The 24,489-nt window shown below is 67.2% G+C and carries 26 protein-coding genes and 1 other RNA gene; 18 read left to right on the top strand and 9 right to left on the bottom strand.

All coding sequences use genetic code 11. From position 1 onward, the window contains the following. Positions 1 to 97 precede the first annotated feature (97 nt). Both CPBF1521_RS13605 and kdgD read right to left on the bottom strand, forming a co-directional pair. Positions 98 to 1,678 (bottom strand): aldehyde dehydrogenase (NADP(+)), encoded by a 1,581-nt coding sequence (locus CPBF1521_RS13605; RefSeq protein WP_115677329.1) that lies wholly within the window; start codon positions 1,676 to 1,678, stop codon positions 98 to 100. Further along, positions 1,678 to 2,595 (bottom strand): 5-dehydro-4-deoxyglucarate dehydratase, encoded by a 918-nt coding sequence (gene kdgD / locus CPBF1521_RS13610; protein ID WP_115677330.1) that lies wholly within the window; start codon positions 2,593 to 2,595, stop codon positions 1,678 to 1,680. Before kdgD ends, CPBF1521_RS13605 begins: the two co-directional genes overlap by 1 nt. 297 nt (positions 2,596 to 2,892) lie before the next feature. Here kdgD and CPBF1521_RS13615 point away from each other — a divergent pair, with 297 nt between their 5' ends. Further along, positions 2,893 to 3,762, top strand: coding sequence for a LysR family transcriptional regulator (locus CPBF1521_RS13615; protein WP_115677331.1), 870 nt, complete (start codon positions 2,893 to 2,895; stop codon positions 3,760 to 3,762). Positions 3,763 to 4,180: 418 nt separating this feature from the next. Here CPBF1521_RS13615 and CPBF1521_RS13620 read toward each other — a convergent pair whose 3' ends face one another. From CPBF1521_RS13620 to CPBF1521_RS13635, 4 genes are all read right to left on the bottom strand, one after another. Continuing rightward, entirely contained in the window at positions 4,181 to 6,352 is a 2,172-nt protein-coding gene (locus CPBF1521_RS13620) for a RelA/SpoT family protein (RefSeq protein WP_104584756.1), read from the bottom strand. Between the two features lie 127 nt (positions 6,353 to 6,479). After that, positions 6,480 to 6,779 carry a DNA-directed RNA polymerase subunit omega gene (rpoZ, locus tag CPBF1521_RS13625; RefSeq protein ID WP_002812428.1) on the bottom strand — a complete coding sequence of 100 codons (300 nt, stop codon included), beginning with the start codon at positions 6,777 to 6,779 and terminating at the stop codon, positions 6,480 to 6,482. A 127-nt stretch (positions 6,780 to 6,906) separates the two neighbouring features. Then, entirely contained in the window at positions 6,907 to 7,518 is a 612-nt protein-coding gene (gmk, locus tag CPBF1521_RS13630; RefSeq protein WP_104584754.1) for a guanylate kinase, read from the bottom strand. Positions 7,519 to 7,630: 112 nt separating this feature from the next. After that, the gene (locus CPBF1521_RS13635; RefSeq protein WP_024938120.1) at positions 7,631 to 8,491 is read right to left on the bottom strand and encodes a YicC/YloC family endoribonuclease; all 861 of its coding nucleotides are present in this window, start codon (positions 8,489 to 8,491) and stop codon (positions 7,631 to 7,633) included. 109 nt (positions 8,492 to 8,600) lie between these two features. On the opposite strand from CPBF1521_RS13635, the gene rph reads away from it, so the two are divergent. From rph to CPBF1521_RS13675, 8 genes are all read left to right on the top strand, one after another. Further along, a complete protein-coding gene (gene rph / locus CPBF1521_RS13640; RefSeq protein ID WP_024938119.1) occupies positions 8,601 to 9,326 on the top strand; it encodes a ribonuclease PH in 726 nt (241 codons plus the stop codon). Then, positions 9,323 to 9,715: a VOC family protein gene (locus tag CPBF1521_RS13645; protein ID WP_115677332.1), complete on the top strand. Its 393-nt coding sequence runs from the start codon at positions 9,323 to 9,325 to the stop codon at positions 9,713 to 9,715. Before rph ends, CPBF1521_RS13645 begins: the two co-directional genes overlap by 4 nt. Further along, positions 9,712 to 10,311, top strand: a complete 600-nt coding sequence (gene rdgB / locus CPBF1521_RS13650; protein ID WP_180496747.1) for an RdgB/HAM1 family non-canonical purine NTP pyrophosphatase — start codon at positions 9,712 to 9,714, stop codon at positions 10,309 to 10,311. Before CPBF1521_RS13645 ends, rdgB begins: the two co-directional genes overlap by 4 nt. A 16-nt stretch (positions 10,312 to 10,327) precedes the next feature. Then, positions 10,328 to 11,485: a radical SAM family heme chaperone HemW gene (hemW, locus tag CPBF1521_RS13655; protein WP_104584746.1), complete on the top strand. Its 1,158-nt coding sequence runs from the start codon at positions 10,328 to 10,330 to the stop codon at positions 11,483 to 11,485. A gap of 221 nt (positions 11,486 to 11,706) precedes the next feature. Further along, complete coding sequence (locus CPBF1521_RS13660; protein WP_115677334.1) at positions 11,707 to 14,139, top strand: DUF1631 domain-containing protein; 2,433 nt, start codon at positions 11,707 to 11,709, stop codon at positions 14,137 to 14,139. Then, positions 14,136 to 14,483, top strand: a complete 348-nt coding sequence (locus tag CPBF1521_RS13665; RefSeq protein ID WP_104584744.1) for a PilZ domain-containing protein — start codon at positions 14,136 to 14,138, stop codon at positions 14,481 to 14,483. The genes CPBF1521_RS13660 and CPBF1521_RS13665 overlap by 4 nt, the downstream gene beginning before the upstream one ends. A 65-nt stretch (positions 14,484 to 14,548) precedes the next feature. Beyond that, positions 14,549 to 15,874 carry a Xaa-Pro dipeptidase gene (gene pepQ / locus CPBF1521_RS13670; protein ID WP_115677335.1) on the top strand — a complete coding sequence of 442 codons (1,326 nt, stop codon included), beginning with the start codon at positions 14,549 to 14,551 and terminating at the stop codon, positions 15,872 to 15,874. A 28-nt stretch (positions 15,875 to 15,902) separates the two neighbouring features. After that, positions 15,903 to 16,301 (top strand): XVIPCD domain-containing protein, encoded by a 399-nt coding sequence (locus CPBF1521_RS13675; RefSeq protein WP_115677336.1) that lies wholly within the window; start codon positions 15,903 to 15,905, stop codon positions 16,299 to 16,301. A gap of 142 nt (positions 16,302 to 16,443) precedes the next feature. On the opposite strand, the gene CPBF1521_RS13680 is transcribed toward CPBF1521_RS13675, so the two are convergent. Both CPBF1521_RS13680 and CPBF1521_RS13685 read right to left on the bottom strand, forming a co-directional pair. Further along, positions 16,444 to 17,814: an aminopeptidase P N-terminal domain-containing protein gene (locus CPBF1521_RS13680; RefSeq protein WP_115677337.1), complete on the bottom strand. Its 1,371-nt coding sequence runs from the start codon at positions 17,812 to 17,814 to the stop codon at positions 16,444 to 16,446. A 13-nt stretch (positions 17,815 to 17,827) separates the two neighbouring features. After that, a complete protein-coding gene (locus CPBF1521_RS13685) occupies positions 17,828 to 18,370 on the bottom strand; it encodes a YecA/YgfB family protein (protein WP_024938111.1) in 543 nt (180 codons plus the stop codon). A gap of 237 nt (positions 18,371 to 18,607) precedes the next feature. Between CPBF1521_RS13685 and CPBF1521_RS13690 the strand changes: the two genes are divergently transcribed. The 8 genes from CPBF1521_RS13690 to CPBF1521_RS13725 all read left to right on the top strand — a co-directional run bounded on the left by CPBF1521_RS13690 (position 18,608) and on the right by CPBF1521_RS13725 (position 23,020). Next, the gene (locus CPBF1521_RS13690) at positions 18,608 to 18,829 is read left to right on the top strand and encodes a TIGR02449 family protein (protein ID WP_024938110.1); all 222 of its coding nucleotides are present in this window, start codon (positions 18,608 to 18,610) and stop codon (positions 18,827 to 18,829) included. Further along, entirely contained in the window at positions 18,826 to 19,125 is a 300-nt protein-coding gene (locus tag CPBF1521_RS13695) for a cell division protein ZapA (protein WP_115677338.1), read from the top strand. The genes CPBF1521_RS13690 and CPBF1521_RS13695 overlap by 4 nt, the downstream gene beginning before the upstream one ends. A gap of 96 nt (positions 19,126 to 19,221) precedes the next feature. Beyond that, a non-coding RNA gene (ssrS, locus tag CPBF1521_RS13700) (6S RNA) lies at positions 19,222 to 19,406 on the top strand. A 270-nt stretch (positions 19,407 to 19,676) separates the two neighbouring features. Then, the gene (locus CPBF1521_RS13705) at positions 19,677 to 20,267 is read left to right on the top strand and encodes a 5-formyltetrahydrofolate cyclo-ligase (RefSeq protein ID WP_115677339.1); all 591 of its coding nucleotides are present in this window, start codon (positions 19,677 to 19,679) and stop codon (positions 20,265 to 20,267) included. Next, entirely contained in the window at positions 20,264 to 20,734 is a 471-nt protein-coding gene (locus CPBF1521_RS13710) for an EVE domain-containing protein (protein WP_167766572.1), read from the top strand. The genes CPBF1521_RS13705 and CPBF1521_RS13710 overlap by 4 nt, the downstream gene beginning before the upstream one ends. 103 nt (positions 20,735 to 20,837) lie before the next feature. Next, complete coding sequence (gene rpiA / locus CPBF1521_RS13715; protein ID WP_104648848.1) at positions 20,838 to 21,485, top strand: ribose-5-phosphate isomerase RpiA; 648 nt, start codon at positions 20,838 to 20,840, stop codon at positions 21,483 to 21,485. Positions 21,486 to 21,648: 163 nt separating this feature from the next. Next, positions 21,649 to 22,098 (top strand): DUF192 domain-containing protein, encoded by a 450-nt coding sequence (locus CPBF1521_RS13720; RefSeq protein ID WP_026064588.1) that lies wholly within the window; start codon positions 21,649 to 21,651, stop codon positions 22,096 to 22,098. Between the two features lie 40 nt (positions 22,099 to 22,138). After that, positions 22,139 to 23,020 (top strand): SirB1 family protein, encoded by an 882-nt coding sequence (locus CPBF1521_RS13725; RefSeq protein ID WP_104648847.1) that lies wholly within the window; start codon positions 22,139 to 22,141, stop codon positions 23,018 to 23,020. Between the two features lie 98 nt (positions 23,021 to 23,118). Here the strand turns inward: CPBF1521_RS13725 and CPBF1521_RS13730 are convergent, their stop codons facing one another. Continuing rightward, positions 23,119 to 23,358 carry a rubredoxin gene (locus CPBF1521_RS13730; protein WP_047124717.1) on the bottom strand — a complete coding sequence of 80 codons (240 nt, stop codon included), beginning with the start codon at positions 23,356 to 23,358 and terminating at the stop codon, positions 23,119 to 23,121. Between the two features lie 23 nt (positions 23,359 to 23,381). Here CPBF1521_RS13730 and thiE point away from each other — a divergent pair, with 23 nt between their 5' ends. Then, positions 23,382 to 24,005 carry a thiamine phosphate synthase gene (gene thiE, locus CPBF1521_RS13735; RefSeq protein WP_115677340.1) on the top strand — a complete coding sequence of 208 codons (624 nt, stop codon included), beginning with the start codon at positions 23,382 to 23,384 and terminating at the stop codon, positions 24,003 to 24,005. Positions 24,006 to 24,489: the final 484 nt, after the last annotated feature.

The raw sequence follows: 24,489 nt of genomic DNA on the forward strand, positions 1-24,489 counted from the left end.
ATGGAAGCGCACTGCGCTTCGGTACTTCGAGTGGGCCTGCGATTGGCGTGCCGGACCCTCCTCCGGCACGCCTCAGGCAACGTTGCGAGCGGGGCGGTCAGTCGTGGCCCAGTGCGCCGTCCACGCGCCGCCACAGGCCCAGCGGATTGCCGTGCGCCACGGCCGCCGGCAACAGCGCCGCCGGCAAATCCTGGTAGCAGACCGGTCGCAGGAAGCGGTCGATCGCCAGCGTGCCCACCGAGGTGCTGCGGCTGTCGGACGTGGCCGGGAACGGGCCGCCATGCACCATCGCGTGGCAGACCTCCACGCCGGTGGGCCAGTCGTTGACCAGGATGCGGCCGGCCTTGCGCTCCAGCACCGGCAGCAGCGCGGCCGCCAGCTCGGTATCGCCGTCGTCCATGTGCAAGGTGGCGGTGAGCTGGCCCTCCAGTTGTTCGCTCAATGCGCGCAACTGGGTGATGTCCTTGCAGCGCACCAGCAGCGACGAGGCGCCAAACACCTCGGCCTGCAGCGCTTCGTCGGCCAGGAAGGCATCGGCATCGGTACCGAACAACGCCGCCGGGCAACGCCCCGTGTCCGCCGCCGCGCCACGCGCCAGCGTGGCCACTCGCGGATGCGCACCCAACCGTTGCACGCCTTGCGCGTACGCCTGGCCGATGCCTGCGGTGAGCATCGGCGCCGGTGAGACTTCCTGCAGCGTTTGCGTTGCGGAGGCGATGAAGGCATCCAGCGCCGGCGAATCGATTGCCAGCAGCAGGCCGGGATTGGTGCAGAACTGTCCCGCACCCAGGGTGAGCGAGCCGACGAACGCCTTGCCCAGGTCGGACGCGCGTGCCTGCAGCGCCTGCGGCAACAGATACACCGGGTTGATCGCGCTCATCTCCGCATAGACCGGAATCGGTTCGCGACGTGCGGTGGCGATCTGCACCAGCGCCATGCCGCCGGCACGCGAGCCGGTGAAGCCCACCGCCTTGATGCGCGCATCGGCCACCAGCTGCGCGCCAATCTCGATTCCCGCATCGAACAGCAGCGAGAACACCCCTTCCGGCAGGCCGCACTGCGCCACCGCGGCCTGGATCGCGCGGCCGACCAGTTCGGAAGTGCCTGGATGCGCGCCATGCGCCTTGACCACCACCGGGCAGCCGGCCGCCAGGGCCGAAGCGGTATCGCCGCCGGCCACCGAGAACGCCAGCGGAAAGTTGCTGGCGCCGAACACCGCCACCGGCCCCAGCGCGATATGGCGCTGGCGCAGGTCCGCGCGCGGCAACGGCGTGCGCTGCGGCATGGCGGGGTCGATGCGGGCCTGCAGCCAGCTGCCTTCGCGCACCACGTTGGCAAATAACCGCAACTGCCCAACGGTGCGTCCGCGTTCACCTTCCAGGCGTGCGCGTGGCAGGCCGCTTTCGCGCATCGCGCGTTCGATCAGCGTATCGCCCAGCGCCAGGATCTGCTCGGCGATGGTCTCCAGAAAGCCGGCGCGCGCTTCCAGCGATGTGTCGCGATAGATATCGAAGGCCGCGTGCGCCAGCGCACAGGCCTGTTCCAGATCCTGCACGCTTACCGAGCCGAACGCTGGCTGCAACGACGCGCCGCTGGCCGCATCCACGCCATGGAATGGCGCACCGGTGCCTTGCACACAGCGCTGCCCGATCAGCGATTCACCCTGGATGGCATGCATCAGCGGCGCCCTCCGATCAGTTGCTTGAGATGCGCAAATTCGGCCTCGGTCAGGTCGGCCAAGGGCGAGCGCACCGGCCCGGCCGGGCGGCCCACCGCACGCATGCCGGCCTTGACGATGGACACCGCATAGCCGGCACGCCGGTTGCGCAACACCGTGTACGGCAGTACGAAGTCGTTGAGCTCGCGGTAGATGGTGGCGTGGTCGCGGGCGCGCACTGCGGCATAGAACGCCAGCGCCCATTCGGGGAGGAAGTTGAAGATGGCCGACGAATAGGTGGTGACGCCCATTTCCAGATACGGCAGTGCAAAGGTTTCGGCGGTGGGCAGGCCGCCCACGTACAGCAGCCGGTCGCCCAGCCGTGCGTAGATGCGGGTCATGCGATCCACGTCGCCGATGCCGTCCTTGTAGCCCACCAGGTTGGGGCAGCGTTCGGCCACGCGCGCCAGGGTCACATCGTCGAGCCTGGCGTTGGCGCGGCCGTAGACGATCACGCCCAGTGAGGTCGCCTTGCAGACGCGTTCGACATGCTCGGCCACGCCGTCGGCATCGCACTCGGTCAGGTATGGCGGAAACAGCAGGATGCCGTCGGCGTCGCTGCGTTCGGCCGCCTGCGCCATTTCGATCGCGATCGCGGTGCCGTAGCCGGCCGGCGCGATCACCGGCATGCGCCCGGCGGTCTGGGTCACCGCGGCACGCACGGCGCGGTTGACCTCGTCCAGGGTCAGCGAAAACAGCTCGCCGGTCCCGCCTGCGGCGAACAGGCCGGCCGCCGGGTGGGAGGACAGCCAGTCCAGGTTGGCGCGATAGGCCGGCTCGTCAAACGCCAGATCGGCATCGAAATGGGTGACCGGAAACGACAGCAACCCGGCGCCAAGCGCCTGGGCCATTTCGGACGGGGTATATCTGCTGCTCATCGGACAAACGCTCCTAGGCGGGGGATGGGCTGATCCTAGGAACGCAGATCATTGCTGGTCCAAACCAAATTACGTATTGTTTGATATTTAAATTGAATCAATCGCGGCATGGATGGTGCGAAAGTGCTGCAAATCGCTGCTTTGCAACGATTTTTCGTAGCCGTCATCGCGGTGGATGCTAGCGTTCGTTTCAACCGCCTGCGGCGCCTGTGCCGTATTCATCCCGGCCCCGCGCGTCGCGATGTTGCACGTGCAGCATCGATTCGCCCCCACTCCCCACCCAAAGGGACTGCCACCATGTTCGACCTGCCCCAGTTGCGCTGCTTCGTCGCGGTGGCCGACGAACTGCACTTCCGTCGCGCGGCCGAGCGCCTGAACATGACCCAGCCGCCATTGAGCCGCCAGATCCAGCTGCTGGAGCACAGCGTCGGTACCGCATTGCTGGAGCGCAACAGCCGGCATGTGCGGCTCACCCAGGCCGGGCGCAGCCTGCTGGCCGAAGCGCGCGCGATCCTGCGCATGGCCGAGAACGCCGGCCTGCGCGCACGCCGGATCGGCACCGGCGATGCCGGCAGCGTATCGGTGGGCTTCACCGCCGGCGCCAGCTACCGCTTCCTGCCCGAAGCCATCGCGCGCTGGCGCAGGCAGGCACCGGATGTGGACCTGCAGCTCAAGGAAATGGTCAGCCTGGCGCAGCTGGATGCGCTGGACGCAGGGCGGCTGGACATCGGCCTGCTACGCCCGCCGATCCAGCGCCCCGGCCTGCACAGTCGTTGCGTGGCGCGCGAGCCGTTGATCGCCGCGCTGCCCGAGGACTCGCCGCTGGCACAGCGGAGCAGCTTGTGCCTGCAGGACTTCGATGGGCAGCCGCTGGTCAACTACGCCCCGGACGAGGCGCGCTACTTCTACGACCTGCTGGCGCAGCTGTTCGGCAGCCGCGGCATCGCGCCACGCTCGGTGCAATACGTCAGCCAGATCCACTCGGTGCTGGCGCTGGTGCGCGGCGGCATGGGCATGGCGCTGGTACCCGAGGGGGCCAGCGGCCTGCGCTATGCCGGCATCGTGTACCTGCCGCTGCGCGATGAGGCGCCTGCCACGCCGGTGGAATTGCATCTGGTATGGAAGCAGGACAACGACAATCCGGCGCTGCGCCGATTGATTGCCTGAGCACGGCGAACCTGCGCCTGCGCGATTCAAGCAGGACTGCTCGCCGTAGTCACACAGCGACACCTGCTCCAAGAGCTTCGGCGTCGAGGTTGGCCGACACGCGCACGCCGGAGTGTCCTGAGGGCGGGTGCGGTGCATGCCATCCACGTCCAACGAACACCGCGCAGCGCCGTAACAGCGGGCATGACAAGCCGAGCGCAGACATCGCATCGAACAACCGCCAGGCACACGCAGTCCCCGCCGTGGCGGGCAAGCAGCGCTTCCGCCGCGGCGCCTGCAGTACAACTCACGATGCCAGCACTGCGCTGCATCAACCGTTTCACCCGCCCTGCAGGGCGCTACGCCGCAGAGAGAAAAGCGCAGCGCCTTCGCCGCGAACCGATCCGGGAGGCCGGCCCCCGGGCACGCCCCTGGACGCCTACTGCCGCCCCACGCTCTGCACCACATGCAGCCGCCGCAACCGGCGCATCACCTCGGCCAGATGGCGGCGGTCGCGCACCTGGATGTTGAAGCGCAGCACTGCGGCGTTGAAGTCGCGGTCCAGGTAATCCACCCGCTCGATATTGGACTGGCTTTGCGCGATCGCCGCGGCCAGCTGGGCCAGCACGCCGGTGCGGTTTTCCACCTCGACGATCAGGGCGGTGTCGTAGTCGCCACTGACGCTGGAATCCCAGTCGATCGGCACCCAGCGCTCGGGCGACTTGCGCAGCTCGGCCAGGTTCGGGCAATCCAGGCGGTGCACCACGATGCCCTTGCCGGCGGTGTGGTAGCCCATGATTTCGTCGCCGGGAATCGGCTGGCAACAGTTGGCGAAGCTGATCACGCCACGCTCGCTGCCGTCGATCAGGATCTTTTCGTGCGAATGCTTGGAGTGGCCGCCACCGCGCAATTCGGCGTAGGCCATCAGCGCCTGCGCGGCCTGGGTCGGCATCCAGTTGCCCAGCGCCACATCGGCCAGCAGCGCTTCCAGACGTGGATAGCGATGCTCGGTAAGGAAGGCATCCAGGCGCCCCTTGGGCAAGCGTTCCAGCGAGCTGTCCATCGCTTCCAGCGCGCGATCGAGCATGCGGTGGCCGAGCTGCACGGCATCTTCGTGTTCGAGTTGCTTGAGCTGGTGGCGGATCGCGGTACGCGCCTTGCTGCTGACCACGAACTCCAGCCACTGCGGCTTGGGCGTGGCCGAGCGCGCGGTGATGATCTCCACCGCCTGGCCGCTGACCAACTTGGTACGCAGCGGCACCAGTTTCTTGTCCACCCGCGAGGCGACCGCGCGGTTGCCCACGTCGGTGTGCACCGCATAGGCGAAATCCAGCGCGGTGGAGTTGCGCGGCAACGCCAGGATCTTGCCCTTGGGCGTGAACAGATAGACCTCGTCCGGGAACAGGTCGACCTTGACGTTGTCCAGGAACTCCAGCGACGAGCCTGCGGCGCGCTGCGAATCGATCAGCTCCACGATCCAGTCGTGCGCACGGCTCTGCGCGCTGTTGGGCGAGGCCGAGCCGACCTTGTAGGTCCAGTGCGCGGCCACGCCGCGTTCGGCGATCAGGTCCATCTCCTCGGTGCGGATCTGCACCTCGATCGGCGAGCCGTACGGGCCGAACAACACGGTGTGCAGCGACTGATAGCCGTTGGCCTTGGGAATGGCGATGAAATCGCGGAAGCGCCCGTCCAGCGGCTTGAAGGTGGCATGCACTGCGCCCAGCGCGTGATAGCAGTCGGCCACCGAGCGCACCACCAGGCGGAAGCCGAACACATCCATCACCTGGTCGAAGGACTTGTTCTCTTCGTGCATCTTCGAATAGATGCTCCAGGGCGTCTTGATGCGGCTGACCAGGCGATGTTCCAGCCCTTCCTTGGCCAGCCGCTGCGACAGCTGCACTTCCACCTGCGCCATCGATTCGCGCCGCACCACCGGCTGGCTGCGGATATGTTTTTCGATGATGGCGTGACGCCACGGATACAACGCGCGGAAGCCCAGGTTCTGCAGCTCGGACTTGATCAGGCTCATGCCCAGGCGCTGGGCGATCGGCGCGTAGATCTCCAGCGTTTCGCGCGCGATGCGGCCGCGCGCTTCGCTGCTCTGCGCACCCAGGGTGCGCATGTTGTGCAGGCGGTCGGCCAGCTTGATCATGATCACGCGCAGGTCGCGCGACATCGCCAGCAGCATCTTGCGGAAGCTCTCCGCCGCCGCTTCCTGGCGGTCGCGGAACTTGAGCTTGTCCAGCTTGGTGACGCCATCGACCAGCTCGGCCACCGCCTCGCCGAATTCCGAGGCCAGCTCTTCGCGGGTCAGCGGGGTGTCTTCGATGGTGTCGTGCAGGATCGCGGCGATCAGCGATTCCATGTCCAGGCCGAGCTCGGCGAGCACGCCGGCCACCGCAACCGGATGGGTGATGTAGGGCTCGCCCGACTTGCGGGTCTGGCCGGCATGCGCGCTGGCGCCCACTTCCCAGGCACGGCGCAGGATCGGCAACTGCTCCTTGGGAAGGTAGCTGGCCGCGCGTTCGAGGTGCAGGACGTAGTCGGGGATGGCCTGGTCGGAAGACGGAGACGTCACGACGGTCGCCTGGGCAGTGGGGCCTGGGTTCATGCCGGAAGACTATGCCAGCAACGCAGTCACGGCAAACGTTTGCACGCTGTACACAGCAACGCGGGCCTGAAACGGAAACAGCCCGCACGTGGCGGGCTGTTCAGATCGATCGCAGCGATGCGGACGATCAATCGTCGTTCTTGGACATGTCTTCGTCGGCGACGACTTCGGCAGCGGCCCATTCCAGCGCTTCGCGCTCGGCACGCTCGCGCTCGGCCTTCTCGACCTCGTCGATCAGTGCGTTGTCGATCCGGCGTGCGGCGATTTCGCGCAGTGCCATCACGGTGGGCTTGTCGCTGGCGTCGGCATTTTCAATCAACGGCTGCACGCCGTTGGCGAGCTGACGGGCGCGCTTGGACGCCATCATGACCAGCTCGAAACGGTTGTTCACGACTTCCAGGCAATCTTCTACGGTAATGCGGGCCATGCGGGCTCCCGGCGACCAGCAACGGCCGCGCATCGAATGAGGGAAAGGGGGCGGAGTGTACGCCCCGGCCGCCGTCACGGCAACCTGGGCCTATTCAGTTTCCTTTGGAATCAGGGGTTTGAGCCGCTCAGTCCAGCAGGGCCCGGATCAGCTCCGCATGCCGCTGCTGTTGCGCCTGCCGGCGCAGCCGGCTGGCGGTAAAGATCGCACACATCTCCGAGACAGCCGTCTCGAACGTCTCGTTGATGATGACGTAATCGAATTCCTCGAAGTGCAGCATCTCTTCGCGGGCGGCAGCCAGGCGCTGCGCCATCACGTCCTCGCTGTCCTGGCCGCGCTTGCGCATGCGCTCGTCCAGCGCCTGGCGCGATGGCGGCAGGATGAACACGCTGACCGCGTCGGGCACCTTCTGGCGCACCTGGCGCGCGCCCTGCCAGTCGATCTCCAGAAGCACGTCGTGCCCGGCGGCCAGCTGCGGTTCCACCGATTGGCGCGCGGTGCCCTTCCAGTCGCCGTGCACCAGCGCATACTCGAAGAAGTCGCCCGCCTCGATCATGCCCTGGAACTCGTCGGCGGAGACGAAATGGTAGTGCTCGGCATGCCGCTCGCCCGGCCGCGGCGCGCGCGAGGTGAACGAGATCGACAAGGCGATCTTGGGATCACGCGCCAGGGTGGCGTTGACGATGCTGCTCTTGCCGGCGCCGGAAGGGGCCGCAACGATATAGAGAGTGCCGCGCATTTTAGGGAATAGGGAGTCGGGAATAGGGAATGGGGCACCGCGCCAAGCAAGCAGGCCAAGGGTGAATCGTACCTGCTTTGACGATTCCCCATTCCCGATTGCCTATTCCCGGCTATTCGATGTTCTGCACCTGCTCGCGGATCTGGTCGATCAGCACCTTCAGATCCACGGCGGCGTTGGAGGTGCGGCTGTCCACCGACTTGGAGCCGAGCGTATTGGCTTCGCGGTTGAATTCCTGCAGCAGGAAATCCAGGCGGCGGCCGACCGGCTCGCGCTGCCTGAGCACGCGGCGGATCTCGGCGATGTGGCTGGACAGGCGGTCGAGCTCTTCGTCCACGTCCAGCTTCTGCAGCCACAGCACCAGTTCCTGTTCGGCGCGGCCCGGGTCCACCGGATGCGGCAGATCCGCCAGGCGTGCGGCCAGCTTGGCGCGCTGACCTTCGCGGATGACGGGAATCAGCGTGCGTACCTCGGCGGCGATGCGTTCGATCGCATCGACCCGCTCGCTGATCGCATCGGCCAGCTTGCCGCCTTCGCGCTCGCGCGCGGCCACGAAACTGTCCACCACCTCGTCCAGCAATGCCAGGGCCTGGGCCTGCAACGCCGGTGCGTCCACGTCCTGCACCTGCAGCACTCCGGGCAGCTGCAGCAGATCGGTGAAACCCACCTGCAGTTTGGGGAACATCCCGTCAAGGCGGGTGGCCAGGGCGCCCAGTTCCTGCAGCAGCGATTCGTTGACGGCCAGGGTCTGCGCGTTGTCCGGCGCGCGCAGGCGCAGCGCCAGATCCAGCTTGCCGCGGCTGTTTTTCGCCGCCACGCGCTCGCGCAGCAGCGGCTCCAGCGCACGCAGTTCTTCGGGCAGGCGCACGCCCACTTCCAGAAACCGATGGTTGACCGAGCGCAGCTCGCAACCGAGCGTGCCCCAGGGCGTGATGCGTTCGCCACCCGCAAACGCGGTCATGCTTCGAATCATCGTCAGTCCCGTACCTTCAAAGCGCGAATGGTACCCTAGCGGCCCGCGCTGGCTGACCGCCCCGCCACGCGCCGCCCCAGACCCACCTCCCGACTTCCGGACTCATCGCATGACCTTTTCCCGTCCCAGCGGCCGCACGGCCGACCAGCTGCGCCCGGTGCGCATCGAACGCGCCTTCACCCGTCACGCCGAAGGCTCGGTGCTGGTCAGCTTCGGCGACACCCGCGTGCTGTGCACCGCCAGCGTGGAAAACCGCGTGCCCGGGTTCCTGCGCGGCAAGGGCGAAGGCTGGGTGACCGCCGAATACGGCATGCTGCCGCGCTCCACCCATACCCGGTCCGATCGCGAAGCCGCGCGCGGCAAGCAGGGCGGGCGCACGCTGGAAATCCAGCGCCTGATCGGCCGCGCACTGCGCGCCTGCGTGGATCGCAATGCCCTGGGCGAACGCACCATCACCCTGGACTGCGACGTGCTGCAGGCCGATGGCGGCACCCGCACCGCCGCGATCACCGGCGCCTACGTGGCGCTGGCCGATGCGGTGAACCTGCTGCTCAAGCGCGGCGACATCAAGAAGCATCCGCTGATCGGCGCCGTGGCCGCGGTCTCGGTGGGCATCTATCGCGGCGAGCCGGTGCTGGATCTGGATTACCCCGAAGACAGCGACTGCGACACCGACATGAATGTGGTGATGAACGACGGCGGCGGCTTCATCGAGCTGCAGGGCACCGCCGAAGGCCACGCCTTCCGCCGCGACGAACTCAACGCGCTGCTCGCCCTCGCCGAACAAGGCATGAGCGAGCTGTTCGCCCTGCAACGCGCTGCGCTGGCCGGATGAGCCGACGCATTGCCCTGACCACCTTGCTGGTCGCCGACTACGATGCGGCGATCGCCTGGTACACCGGCGCGCTGGGTTTCCAGGTGTTGCAGGACCGCCCGCTGGACGATGGCAAGCGCTGGGTGGTGATCGGCCCGGGCGGCGCACAGGAGGCCGCGCTGCTGCTCGCGCGGCCGGGCGACGACGCCCAGCGCGCGCGCATCGGCGACCAGACCGGTGGGCGGGTGGATCATTTTCTCTACACCGACGACTTCTGGCGCGACCACGCGGCAATGCAGGCGTTCGGCGTGGAATTCCTGGAAACCCCGCGCGAGGAACCGTACGGCACGGTCGTGGTATTCCGCGACCTGTACGGCACCAAGTGGGACCTGCTGGAGCCCAAGCAATGAAACACCTGGTCCTGGCCAGCGGCAACGCCGGCAAGCTGGAAGAGCTGCGCGCCATGCTCGCCGACCTGCCGCTGCGCATCGTGGCGCAAGGCGAGCTCGGTGTGGAGGACGTGCCGGAAACCGGCCTGACCTTCGTCGAGAACGCCTTGATCAAGGCGCGCCATGCCAGCGTGGTCACCGGCCTGCCCGCCCTGGCCGACGACTCCGGCCTGATCGTCGATGCGCTCGGCGGCGCACCCGGCCTGTACAGCGCGCGCTACGCCGGCAGCCCGACCGATGCACAGGCCAACAACGCCAAGTTGCTCGATGCCCTGCGTGAGGTGCCGGCCGAGCGCCGCAGCGCGCGGTTCTACGCGGTGATCGTGCTGCTGCGTCACCCGGAAGATCCGCAACCGCTGATCGCCGAAGGCAGCTGGGAAGGGGTGATCACCACCGAACCGCGCGGCACGGGCGGCTTCGGCTACAACCCGGTGTTTCTGGATCCGGTGCATGGCCTGACCGCTGCGGAAATGGATACCGCGTTGAAGAACCGGCTGAGTCACCGTGCGGTGGCATTGGCCACGTTGCAGCACAAGCTGCACGCCCTGTCGCTGTGAACCATGGCCTGATGCAGTGCCCGACCTGATTCCACCGCCGCTGGCGCTGTACGTGCACCTGCCCTGGTGCGTGCGCAAGTGCCCGTACTGCGACTTCAATTCGCATGCGGCCAAGGGCGTGCTGCCGTTCGAAGACTATGTGGATGCGTTGATCCGCGACCTGGATGCGGACCTGCCGCTGGTGTGGGGTCGCGTGGTGCATTCGGTGTTCTTCGGCGGCGGCACCCCGAGCCTGTTCCCGCCCGAGGCGATCGACCGCTTCCTGCAGGCCGCCGCCGCGCGGCTGCGCTTTGCGCCGAATCTGGAAATCACCCTGGAAACCAATCCAGGCACCGCCGAGCATGGCCGCTTCGATGGCTATCGCGCCGCCGGGGTGAACCGGCTGAGCTTCGGTGTGCAGACCTTCGACGATGTGGCGCTGCAGCGGCTCGGTCGCATCCACGACAGTGCCCAGGCCGAGCGTGCAATCACGCTGGCGCAGGATGCCGGCTACGACAATTTCAATATCGACCTGATGTACGCGCTGCCCGAGCAGACCCTGGCGCAGGCCGAGCACGATCTCGAGCGCGCGTTCGCGTTGCAGCCCACCCATCTGTCGCATTACCAGCTCACGCTGGAGCCGAACACGGTGTTCTTCGCGCGGCCGCCCAAGGGCATTCCCGACGACGATGCGGCCTGGGATATCCAGGAACATTGCCAGCGCCTGCTGGCCGAGGCCGGCTATGCGCAGTATGAGGTGAGCGCCTACGCCAGGCCCGGGCGGCAGTGCGCGCACAACCTCAATTACTGGCGCTTCGGCGATTATCTGGGCATCGGCGCCGGCGCGCACGGCAAGATCAGCTCCGGTGCCGAACAGCATGTGTTGCGACGCTGGAAGCACAAGCACCCGCAGAGTTACCTGGCCAGCGCCGGCAGCACGGCATCGATTGGCGGCGACGAGATCGTGCCGCGCGAGCGGCTGCCGTTCGAATACATGCTCAACCTGTTGCGCCTGCACGAGGGCTTCGCGCTGCGCGACTTCGAAGTCTCCACCGGGCTGGCGGCGTCGGTCATCGAGCTGCCGGTGGCGCGCGCGATTGCGCAAGGCTGGATGACCGCGCAGGACGGACGCGTGGTGCCGACCGAGCTGGGCCGCCGCTTCACCAATGACGTGGTCGAGCTGTTTCTTGCCTAATCACGGCGATCGCGGCGCGGCACGGCAGCCAGCACGCCGCGCCATGATCGGTAGCGCACGCGACAGCACTGGCGCGCAGATCCAGCGAGTCGTGCCATGCGCGCCGTCCGCGCCAGAGTGGCGACCGGATCTTGCCAGGCACGTCTCGCGGCCGCGCGGTCGCTGACCGGTGGAAAAACATGCTACATAACGCACGCCTCGCACCGAGCCCGCCTTCACGGATGTCCACTCCCGCCTTTTCCCTGCAGCACACGCCCAGCGGTCCGATCGCCGATGCGCCGGTTTCCGTGCGCGGGCGGCGCCTGCTTGCCGCGCTGCACGCCCATTGCGTGCAGGCGCTCAGCGGGCCGCTGCGGCTGACCGTCGTGGAGCTGGAGCGTGAGCTGCTGCATCAGGCCGAGCATGCACGCAGCAGCCAGATCCAGGCCGAAGCCTATGCGCAGATGCGCGGCCTGCGCGATCACATCGATCTGTTTCCGCAGGCGTTCCTGCAGCAGCTGGCGCAGGACCTGGCCACGCTGCGCGATCGCCCGTCGCTGACGCCGGCAGCCGACGCATCAGCGCAAGCGCATCCGCAGATGCTCACCCTGGTGGAAGACACCGATATCGACCGCGATATCGTGCTCAGCGAGATTGCGCGCCGCGAGACCTCCCGGCGCGCCGATGCGCTGCAATTGCTGGCGCAGCGATTGGCGGTGATCGGCGCGGTGCCCGAATTCGAACTGGAAGCCGTGCCACTGGGCCCGTACGCCGTGTGCCGCGTGCTGCGCCAGTGCGGCCAAACGTTGGGATTGAGCCTGGATGGGCAGCTGACGCTCTACCGCGTGTTCGAGCGTCAGGTGATCGAACGGTTGAACGATCTGTACGAGCGTGCCAACGGCGCACTGGCGCAGGAAGGCATCCTGCCGGGATTGATCTATCACCCCTATCTGGTCAAACCCACCCAGGTGCAGACCCGGCGCGCCGCGCCTGCATCAGCCACCGCAGCGAAGGATGCTGCGGCCACCAGTGGGCGCGCGATGCCGCCGCGCGGCGGGCGACCTGCAACCGGCTGGAGCGGGCAGTCCGCACCGACGCCGTGGCAGAGCGCCTTGCTGGATCCGCCCGCTGTTCCGATGACACTGGCAACGGCCACCTACGGTGAGCAGGCGACACCAGCACTGAGCGATGCAGTGCTGGCGCTGGGCGGCCTGATGGCGTCGGCGCGGCAGTCGCAGGCGGCCGGCGAGGTCGGCGCAGCGGCGACTCAAGACACTGCACAGCACGGCGCAGCGCCTGCGACAGGCACGCAGGCAACACCTGAGAAAGCATCGGCCCAGCGTGCTTCCACGACCGTGCCCAAAGCCGCCCTCGGCGACGCACTGGCCAGCCTGCAGGGCGCGCTGGCGGCGCAGGCGGCGGCATCGCCGCAGCCTGCCGGCATCGATGCGGTGCAGCGCCAGGTGCTGGCGTTGCTGCGGGCCCAACACGGCCCCGAGGCTGCGCTGTCGCCGCAGGACACCGACACCTTCGATCTGCTCGGCCTGCTCTACGCGCAGATGCAACGCGAGGTCCGCCCGCAGACCCCGGCGCAGGCCCTGCTCGCCAAATTGCAGGTCCCGGTGGTGCGCGCGGCGTTGGCCGATACGCATTTCTTCGTGCGCGACCAGCACCCGGTGCGCGAATTGCTCAACACCGTAGCCGAGTCCGGCGCGGTCTGGCTGGGCGAGGACGATGTCGACCCGCAGCTGCTGCACAAGCTGGGCAGCGCGGTGGACAGGATCGTCACCGACTATCAGGGCGACGAGGCCGTGTTCGCCGCGGCCAATGACGAGATCCAGACGCATCTGCGCACGCTGGCCCGCAAGGCCGAGGTCGCCGAGCGGCGCCATGTGGATGCGGCACGCGGCAAGGAGCGGCTGGAGTCGGCCAAGCAGCAGGCCGAGGCGCGCATCGAGCAACTGTGCGAGCAGAGCGCCCCGCCGCGCTTCGTGCAGGCGCTGCTGCGTCAGGCCTGGTCGGACGTGCTGACGCTGACGCTGCTGCGCCAGGGCGAGCAGTCGCCCGAATGGGACGAGCGTCAGGCGCTGACCACCCGCATTGCCGAAGTCACCTGCCGCAGCAAGGGGCAACCCGCCGACATCGCGCTCGGCACCGAGATCGACACCGCGCTGCTGCAGGTCGGCTACCACCACGATGAAGCGGCGGCGATCGCGCGGCGCCTGTCCACGCCCGGTGGCGAGGACGAGATGACCTCGCGCACCGAACTCACTGCCAGGCTCAAGACGCGCACGCGGCTGGGTGACCAGGGCGACAGCGCGCCGCGCAGGGACATCGCCACCGCGCGTTCGCCAGCCGAGGAGGCGTGCTACGTGCAGCTGCGCAGCCTGCCGTTCGGCAGCTGGTTCGAATTCGTCATCAACCAGCAGGGCGACCTGCGCCGGCAACGGCTGTCCTGGTATAGCCCGATGACCGACAACGCGTTGTTCGTCAATCAGCGCGGACAGAAGGTCGGCGAGCACTCGCTCGATGGCCTGTCGCGGCTGATGGCCGGTGGCCAGGCACGCCTGCTGGTCGAAGAGAAATCGCGCCTGATCGACCGCGCCTGGCATGCCACCGTGCGCACGCTGCGCAGCCTGGCCGGCCAGGCGCCCGCTGCCGAGGCCACCCGATGATCCAGGACACCCGCCGCGCACCGCGCCGCCAGCCGTCCGACCTGGTACCGGTGACCGACATGCTCAGCGAGGCGCAGATCGGCCGGGTGGGTAATGTCTCGGAAACCGGCATGCTGCTGCTGGCCTCGGTTCCGCTGCAGGACGATGCCCTGTACCAATTGCGCTTCAGCCTGCCCGAGCGCATCGGCCGCGCCACCGAGATCGACGTCGGCGTGCATCTGTTGTGGACCGAAGCCGCGCACGCACCCGGACAGGCCTGGGCCGGCTTCCGCTTCCTGACCATGTCCGAGCCGCATCGCCAACGCCTGCGCGCCTGGATCGCCGAAGAACACATGCTGGGCTGAAGGACAGCATCACCACGATTACGGCAAAATCGCGACCTGTCCTTGCATCGCCGATCGAGCCCCGCATGCCCCAGCCGTCCTTGAGCCACCTGTATTCCGACCACCTGCGCACGCTGACCGCGCGCGCCGACGAGGCGCTGCAACGCGGCGGCTTCGACCACCTGGTCGTGCCCAGCGGCAGCCTGCATTACCAGGTGTTCGACGACCGCGATTACCCGTACGCGGTCAATCCGCAGTTCAAGGCCTGGGTGCCGCTGACGCGGGTGCCCGACAGCTGGCTGGTCTACACCCCGGGCAAGCGCCCGACGCTGATCTTCTGCCAGCCATTGGACTATTGGCATGTGGTGCCCGACGCCCCCAGTGGCTGGTGGGTCGAACACTGCGACATCCACATCATCCGCACCCCGGACCAGGCAGTGGCGCTGCTGCCCAGGCAGATCGAACGTTGCGCCATCCTGGGCGAGGCGCAGAGCGCGCTCGGTGCCTATGTGCCGAACAACCCGCAGCCGGTGCTCGATTACCTGGAGTATCAGCGCGCCTTCAAGACGCCCTACGAACTGGCCTTGCTGCGCATCGCCCAGCAACTGGCGGTACGCGGCCATCGCGCGGCCGAAGCGGCCTTCCGCGCCGGCCAGAGTGAGTTCGGCATCCACATGGCCTATTGCGCCGCCGTCGGCCAGGACGCCACCGAGCTGCCGTACGGCAACATCATCGCGCTCAACGAACACGGTGCGGTGCTGCACTACACCGAGCTCGGCCAGCAGCCGCCGCAGCCGCTGCGCAGCTTCCTGATCGATGCCGGCGCTTCGGCCTACGGCTATGCCAGCGACATCACCCGCACCTATGCCGCCGACCCCGGCAGCGAATTCCAGGCGCTGATCGATGCGGTCGATGCCGCGCAGATCCGCATGGGCCAGAACGTGCGCGCCGGGGTGGATTACAAGCAACTGCATGTGGATGCGCACCTGGCCTTGATGGGCATCCTCAAGGACTTCGGCATCCTCACCGTGTCGCCGGAAGCTGCGCTCGCCACCGGCGTCAGCGCCGCGTTCTTCCCGCACGGCCTGGGCCATCTGATCGGCCTGCAGGTGCACGACGTGGCCGGTTTTACGGCCAGTGACCGCGGCGGGCGCATCGAACGCCCGGACGGCCACCCGTATCTGCGCCTGACCCGCGTGCTGGAACCGGGCATGGTGGTCACCATCGAACCGGGCGTGTACTTCATCGACATGCTGCTGGACGAAGTGAAGAAAAACGGCCACGCCGCCAGCGTCGACTGGGCACGCGTTGCGCAGTTCACACCCTACGGCGGCATCCGCATCGAAGACGAGGTGGTATGCACCGATGGCGCCCCTGAAAACCTGACCCGCCCGGTGTTTGCCGCCCCCTGAGTCATTTTGCACAGCACGGAGCATTGCCATGCACGATCCACGTCAACCCTCGCATCCCGACCACCCGATGTACCAGCAGATCCAGCGCGGCGTGCATGCAATCGATGCGGCACATGGACGCGCACCCGACCAGACCAGTGACCGGCTCAGCGCAGCGCTGCTGCCGCTGGCCAAGGAAGGCGGCCTGTCGCGCGTGGACCACGTGCTGATGAGCGAGGCCAACCACCGCGGCGTGCACGGCGGCGAAAACGTGTTCGTGGTGCAGGGCGATCCGGCCAACCCGGCGCATCTGCGCGCGCACATGAAGACCGAGCAGGCATTGCGCACCCCGGAAGAGCAGTCGTTCGCGCGCGCGCAGCAGCTTTCCGCATCGAGCGAGCAGGTCCAGCAGCCCGAGCGCACCCAGACACCGCAGCTCAGTCAATAGCACGCCTCGCAACAGACGGCCCGGCGCGGCGCCGGGCAGAGCGTGTCTTGAGTAACAACGCCGGCGCAATCGCACGTGCCGGGCAATCGGAACACCACCTGTAGTGCGCGCGTTGCATTGCAGCGCAATGCAACGATCCGCGTCAGATCCGCTCACCATCGGCGTTGCCGCGCCCTGCGCCCAACGCGTCGCGATCCGCCATCTCCGCTTCGATCTCCTCGGCGCTGCGTGCCAAGGCATCGGTCAGCACCCGATGGCCGTCGGCGGTGATCAGCACATTGTCTTCGGTGCGGATGCCGATGCCGCGCCACCTGGCCTCCACCGTGGTGTCGTCGGCGGAGATATAGAGCCCCGGCTCGATGGTGAACACCATGCCGGGCTCGAGCAGACGCGAGTCACCGGCCAGCCGGTAGTCACCCACATCGTGCACATCCAGCCCCAGCCAGTGGCCGGTCTTGTGGCGATAGAAGCGTTTGTAATGGCCATCGGCGATATTGCGCTCCAGCTTGCCCTTGAGCAGGCCCAACTGCAGCAGTCCTTCGGTCAGGGTCTGCACCGCGGCCAGATGCCCGGCTTCGTAGGCCACGCCGGGGCGCGCCTGTGCAAGTGCGGCAGCCTGCGCCGCGCCGACCAGATCATGCAGCGCGCGTTGCGCGGGGGTAAAACGGCCGTTGACCGGGAAGGTGCGGGTGATATCGGCCGCGTAGCCGCGGTATTCGGCACCGGCATCGATCAGCACCAGCTCGCCATCGCGGCTGCGCGCATTGTTGGCGCGGTAATGCAGCACGCAGGCATTGCTGCCGGTGCCCACGATGCTGCCATACGCCGGCCATGCATCGGCGGCGCGAAACGCGCGCTCCACCTCGGCCTGCAGTTCGTACTCATGCATGCCCGGCCGCGCCATCCGCATGGCGGCGCGATGGGCGCGCACGCTGATGTCGGCAGCGTGTTGCATCAACGCGATCTCGTCGCGCGACTTGAACAGCCGCTGCTCGTGCAGCAGATGCCCGAGCTCGAGGAATTCGTGCGGCGGCTGCGCGCCGTGGCGCACCTGCTCGCGCACGCGCTTGAGCCAGCCGATCAGCTTGAGATCGAAATCCACGTCGCGCCCGAAGTGGTAATAGACGCGGCTGCGCCCCTCCAGCAGGCCCGGCAGGATCTCGTCGACATCGTCGATGGGATACGCATCGTCCATGCCGTAGCGCTCCACCGCGCCTTCCTGGCCCTCGCGCGGGCCATCCCAGGCTTCGCGCTCGGCATCGCGCTCGCGGCAGAACAGGATCGCCTCGCCATGCTTGCGGCCCGGCACCAGCACCAGCACCGCCTCCGGCTCGGGAAAGCCGCTCAGGTACCAGAAATCCGAATCCTGCCGGTACGGGTAGTGGGTGTCGTGGCTGCGCACCCGCTCGGGTGCGGCCGGCAGGATCAGGATGGCCTGATCGCCGGCCATCTGCATCAGTTGCTTGCGCCGACGCGCGTACTCGGCCGCGCCGATCCCGGTGAGCTTCTTCATGGCGCAGACGCGGTCAGTTCAACCGTTGGCGGAAGCGCGGCCCCATGACGCAGTCGCCATGCAGCAACAGCACCGCCACGCGCACGAACTCTTCGATCTCGGCCAGGGCGGTGTCGTCCTCATCGGCCGCATCGAAATCGTCGCTGGACGCCTGCGCCAGCCGCGCCAGGTCCTGCAGCGCCTCCTCCCCCTCTTCGGTCAGTGCCGGGCGCTGCTGCGCCGCCAGGCCGAAGCCGCCCAGAAAGGCGCGACACCAGTCGAACAAGGCATCGGTACGCGCCGCCAGCGGTGCACCGTCGTCGATCAACAGCAGCTCGAAGGCGAAATCGCGGTCTTCCAGCTGCGCCACCGTGGCCTGACGCATCTGGTCCAGCGCCCCTCCCTGCCTGGGCGCCACCTGCGCGGTGTCGGCCAGGATGCGCGCCAGCCAGTCGCCGCTGTCGGCACCCCCGCCGGAAAGCCACCCGCACAATCCACCATGCAACTCCGCTGCGGAGGAAGCCAGCTCCAGCTGGCGACTTTCGTTTTGCACGGCGGTTACATCGGGCAGATCCATCGGGTCATCCAGGCTGAGAGCGGAAGGTACCGGCACGGGCGCCGGCGATGTGACTCCCCAGTGTATCAAGGCACCCAGCATCGGCCGCCAGCGGTACGTTCCATGCAGCGTTCCACGCACATGACGCCGGCTGGGGCGAAGCCCGTGGCAGCCCTTGTCGGGATTGGCCCGACGGCAGGTGAGCGGGCGGCAACCGGGCGCTTGACCGGCGCGCGCGCGCGCCCCTATCGTGAGCAGATGGACAACGCCGCTGCCCTCGCCCAGATCCGCGCACTTGCCGCCCGTGTGGAGGCCCTGGTCGAGCGTAGCCAGCGGTTGACCGACGAGAACCGCAGCCTGCGCCATCAGCAGGAACAGCTGATCGGCGAGCGCGCGCAGCTGCTGACCAAGAACGAGCAGGCGCGCTCGCGCGTGGAAGCCATGATCGTCCGCCTGAAATCCCTGGAGCAGCACACGTGAGCACCAACGAGCCGGTCAGCGTGCGCATCCTGGATCGTGAATACACGGTTGGCGTCACTGCCGAGGAACGCGAGAGCCTCACCGCCGCGGCGCGCCTGCTGGATCTGCGCATGCGCGAGATTCGTGGCAGCAATCGCATGGCGGCGGTAGATCGTGTGGCGGTGTTGGCCGCACTCAATCTGGCGCACGAATTGCAACAGCTGCGCGATCAGCAAGCGCTCTACGACCGTGAATTGGCCAATACGCTGGACAGCTTGAATCGCCGCCTGGACAGCGTCTCCGACACACCGCGTTGAGGTGCGGTTCGCACTGTCGTCGCAAATATGAACTTTCAATTGCGCCGGCCGACGAATGGGCTAGCCATCGCGCAGCAGAGGTCTATACTTCACCTGCGTTCTCTGCTGTAAACGACAGCGTGCAAAACATTCGCCTTGTCCCTTAATTACGACCACGGGGGCGCGACGAAGCCGGGAGTGCAAGTCCGCCTTGTAGCGGGAAGCCCGATGGCCTCACAACGTCCCCACTTGAACCCCGGGTTCAAGGTCGTTTCGCCCGCATCGTTCACGGCGGAGAATGCAAATCTGAAACGGCGCCTTCGGGCGCCGTTTCTTTTTGTGTGCCTGAAACATGCGGCATGTGCACGCAGCGTGGCTGCGCCACTGCTGCGATCACTGCGCCCGGACATGATGCGCGCATGTGCAACGCGCAACCCGGCCACCGCTTCACGCACATGCGCTCAGCGACAGGCCAGAGCCGTGCAGGAGCTGGAAATCCGGCGATACACACGCACTAGGCAGGCGCACCCACGCCATCGACAATATCGGCCCGCCTATCGCTGCGAGACACCATGACCGACGACCGAGACGCCTTGCGCCAGCAGTTGCGCGCGCTGCGCCGCAGCCTGCCGGCGACGCAGCGACTGGCGGCCGCCGATGCGCTGGCCGAGCGCCTGCTGGCGCTGCCGTTTGCGCCGCAGACCGGTGCGGTGGCCGGGTACTGGGCGATGGATGGCGAAATCGCGCTGCACCGTTGGCAACTGAGTCTGCCGGCCGGCGTGCGTTACTGCCTGCCGGTGCTGGACGGGCGCGTGTTGCGCTTTGCGCCGTGGCGGCCGGGCCAGGGCCTGGTCAGCAATCGCTACGGCATCCCCGAGCCGGACGTGGAACGCGCCGACCTGCTGGCAGCCGAGGAGATGGCGCTGGTGGTCACGCCGCTGACCGGTTTCGATGCGCAGTGCCGGCGGCTGGGCATGGGGGGCGGCTGGTATGATCGCAGCTTCGCGTTCCGGCATCGCCAGACGCCGCCGCCCTGGCTGGTCGGCGCCGGCTTCGCCACGCAGCAGTTGCCCACCTTGCCCACCGAATCCTGGGACGTGGCAGTGGATGCGATCTGCACCGAACACGCCACCTTCCTGAAGGACGACGCCGTTTCCGTATGACTGCCCGCAAGCGCTACTGGTTGATGAAGTCCGAGCCGGACACGTTTTCCATCGATGATCTGGAGCGTGTCGGCACCGAGCCGTGGAACGGCGTGCGCAATTACCAGGCACGCAACTTCATGCGCGACGGCATGCATGTCGGCGACGGAGTGTTCTTCTACCACTCCAACTGCAAGGTGCCGGGCATCGTGGGCATCGCCAAGGTCGCCAGCGACGCGTATCCGGACGACACCCAGTTCGATCCCAAGTCCGACTACCACGACCCCAAGGCCACCCGCGAAGATCCGCGCTGGATGCTGGTGGACGTGGCCTTCGAACGCAAACTCAAGCGCACGATCGCACTGGACGAGATCAAGCTGCAGGCCGATGCGCTGGGTGAAGGCTTCCCGCTGATCGCCCGCGGCAACCGCCTGTCGATCCTGCCGGTGACCGCCGCGCAGTGGAAATTGCTGCTGGCGATGGAATAGCCGGGATTCGGGGATTGGGATTGGCCCACTGCCCGCCCGCGTTGCACCGCTTTGACGAATCCCGAATCCCGAATCCCCAATCACTAATCCCGAGCTCTTACCCATGTCCGAAGCAAAACGCCTGGCCGCCGAAAAAGCGATCGATTACGTGGAAGACGGCATGATCGTCGGCGTCGGTACCGGCTCGACGGTGGCCTACTTCATCGATGCCCTGGGCCGCATCAGCCATCGCATCAAGGGCGCGGTGTCCAGCTCCGAGCAGAGCAGCGCGCAACTCCGGCGCCATGGCATCGAGGTGCTGGACCTCAACCACACCGGCAATCTGTCGCTGTATGTGGATGGCGCCGACGAGTGCGACCCCAACCGCTGCCTGATCAAGGGCGGCGGCGCGGCGTTGACGCGCGAGAAGATCATCGCCGAGGCCAGCGAGCGCTTCATCTGCATCGTCGACCCGAGCAAGCAGGTGCCGGTGCTGGGCAAGTTCCCGCTGCCGGTGGAAGTGATTCCGATGGCGCGCAGCCTGGTGGCCCGGCAGATCCTGGCGCTCACCGGCGGCCAGCCGGTATGGCGCGATGGCGTGGTCACCGATAACGGCAACGTGGTGCTGGACGTGCACAACCTGCAGATCACCGACCCGGTGGCGCTGGAGCGCAGCGTGAACCAGATCCCCGGCGTGGTCTGCGTGGGCCTGTTCGCGCGTCGCCCGGCCGATGTGGTGATCGTCGGCGGCGAGCCGCCACGGGTGATCTGAGCGATCGCACACGGGCACGCGCACACGCATTTCCGGCCCGCATTGCGAAGTAATGGCGAGCGGGCCCTGATTGCACGCAATGATCCGCTCAACACGCCATAGCCGCTTGACGCACGCGGCCGCTTGGCAGATGGTGCGGCATCCCCGCCCGCTGGTATGCCGTATGCGCCGTCTTCGCCTCCTCGCCCTTGCGTCCTTGATCCTGCTCGGCGGCTGCGCCAGCAGCGGCGGCAGCTGGGTGGAATTGGCCGGTACCCGCTACCAGGTGGAGCTGGCGCAGAACGATGCCGATCGCGCCAAGGGCCTGATGTTTCGCGATGCGATGGCGGACGATCACGGCATGCTGTTCGTCCACGACCGCCAGGAGCCGCTGGCGTACTGGATGAAGAACACCAAGATCGCGCTGGACATCCTGTATTTCGACGATGAGCGCCGGCTGGTCTCGCAGCAGCGCGACGTGCCGCCCTGCTCGGCCGGCGATGCCTGCCCGCCCTACCCCAGCAAGCGCCCGGCCCGTTACGTGCTGGAACTCAACGCCGGCCAGGCCGCCAGGATCAACCTGCAGGACGGCGCCACATTGACCCTGAGCCCGGACATCCCAAAGCTCAAGTAAATCTCACACGGCAGGCCCTTGCTGTCAGGAAGTACCGGACTTGAACCACGCGCCAGTTGCCGACACTCTTGGCAGCATGGTCGACATGCTCCCACTTCCCCATTGGACCGCACTCGCCAGCCTGGACGACGACGCAGTGCCGTTGATGTCCACCGCGCTGCTGATCGCGCGCGACGAGTATCCGCAGCTGGACGCCGAGCTGTACGACACGCTGGTGCAAAGCCACGTCGAGCATCTGCGCCGCGAGGTGGAGACGATCGACCTGTGGCCGTTGAAGATGGCCGCGGTCAATCGCTACCTGTTCGACGAGCTGGGCTATTCGGGCAATCACGACGAGTACTACGACCCGCGCAACAGCTACCTCAACCAGGTCTTCGAGCGCCGCCTGGGCAACCCGATCTCGCTGGCGATGGTGCAGATCGAAGTCGCGCGCCGGTTGGGCATTCCGCTGGCGGGCGTGTCGTTTCCCGGGCATTTCCTGGTGCGTTTGCCGGTGGACGACGGCGTGCTGGTCATGGACCCGTTCAACGGCGGCCGCCCGCTGGGCGTGGACGAGCTGCGCGAGCGTGCGCGCCCACATCTGGGGGGCGAGATTCCCGACGACCGCGCCCTGGCGCAGATCCTCGACCCCGCGCCGCACCGCGCGATCCTGATCCGCATCCTGCGCAATCTGCACGGCGTCTACGCCGATGCCGAGCACTGGGACCGCGCCGCGCGCAGCGCCGACCGCATCCTGAAGCTGGTGCCGGACCAGCCCGAGGCGTTACGCGATCGCGGCATGGCCTATCTGCATCTGGGCCACCGCAACGGCGCACGCCACGACTTATCGCGCTACCTGCAGCTCAATCCCGGCGCGCAGGATGCGACCAATCTGCATGAGCACCTGGTCGAGCTGAGCAGTCAGCGCGCGCGCGCGCACTGAAACCACAGCTTGCCGCGTCGTCATCAGCGCCCGCCCGAATGGAGGCAGGCGATGTTGTGGCGCGCAAAACGCACCAATCCAGCTGAACGGGCAGCGCCTCAGTCGATCTCGACCATCTCGAAATCGTCCTTGGTCACGCCGCAATCGGGGCAGGTCCAGGTGTCGGGAACGTCCTGCCAGGCGGTGCCCGGGGCGATGCCTTCTTCGGGGATGCCGTCGGCCTCGTGGTAGAGAAACCCGCAGACGACGCACATCCAGGTGCGGTAGGTGGTCGTGGATGTCTCGCTCATCGGATAATCGCGGTCACGCAACGGTGGGACTGCATTGTCCCATCCCACCCACCGCTTCCGGAAGCGCTGCCATGCCCGACCTGCACAACGCCCGCGGCGTCTACCTCATCACACCCGACGAGCCCGACACCGCGCGCCTGCTCGCGCGCACCTTGCCGCTGCTGCCCGCTGTCGCCTGGCTGCAGTACCGCAACAAGCAGGCCAGCGCGGCGCTGCGCCTGGAACAGGCCAGTGCGCTGCACGAGGCCTGCGCCGCGCACGCCGTGCCGTTGATCATCAACGACGATGCGCAGCTGGCATTGCAGGTGGGCGCGCAGGGCGTGCACCTGGGCGAAGACGATGGCGAGGTGGCGGCCGCGCGTGCGCTGTTGGGCGAACAGGCCATCATCGGAGTGTCGTGCTATGACGAGATCGCGCGTGCGGACGCAGCGGTCGCGGCCGGTGCCAGCTACGTGGCCTTCGGTGCGTTCTTCCCCACCACCACCAAGGTGACGACACGTCGCGCAACGCCTGCGTTGCTACAGCAAGCTGGAGCGCTGGGAGTACCACGGGTGGCGATTGGCGGCATCGCGGCTGCGCAGGTGCCCGCGTTGGTGGCTGCGGGCGCCGAGTTGATTGCGGTGGTCAGCGGCGTCTATGCCGCGCCGGATCCGCTCGCGGCAGTACAGGCCTATCGGGCCGGGTTTGCACGGTAGAGTGGCTGGTAGGTAACAGACAACAGATAATAGATAACAGATAACAGATAACAGAGGTTACCGGCGACACGCCCACGCGAAGACACAAGAAACCGAGATTCGAGTCGAAGCGTCGTTTATCAAATGCAGTCACAAGCTGAGTGCGTCGAGTGCGCGGCGCCCTCACCGCTCGCGGGACACGCCGTGCATCCGTCCCTGGAGGCTCCGTGGCGGCATCCATGCCGCCAAGGGTCCCGCAATCGGTGAGGACACCGCACCAGACAGTTGGTCGGCGCTCTTGTGAAAAGCTGTCTCTCGTGCGGTATGCATTAAGACGTGAAGCCGTTGCTCCACGATCCAACGAGGCGCATCCAGCACCGCTCTTACCGTGCACACCGACCATCTCGATTGGTCCTTGCCCGCTCACCGTCGCAGGACCCTGAGCGGCATGGATGCCGCGCCGGAGCCTACATGGACGTACTTGCGGCGCGTCCCGCGATGGTGG

Origin of the sequence: Xanthomonas euroxanthea (genome assembly GCF_900476395.1) — a bacterium.
Taxonomy (GTDB): domain Bacteria; phylum Pseudomonadota; class Gammaproteobacteria; order Xanthomonadales; family Xanthomonadaceae; genus Xanthomonas; species Xanthomonas euroxanthea.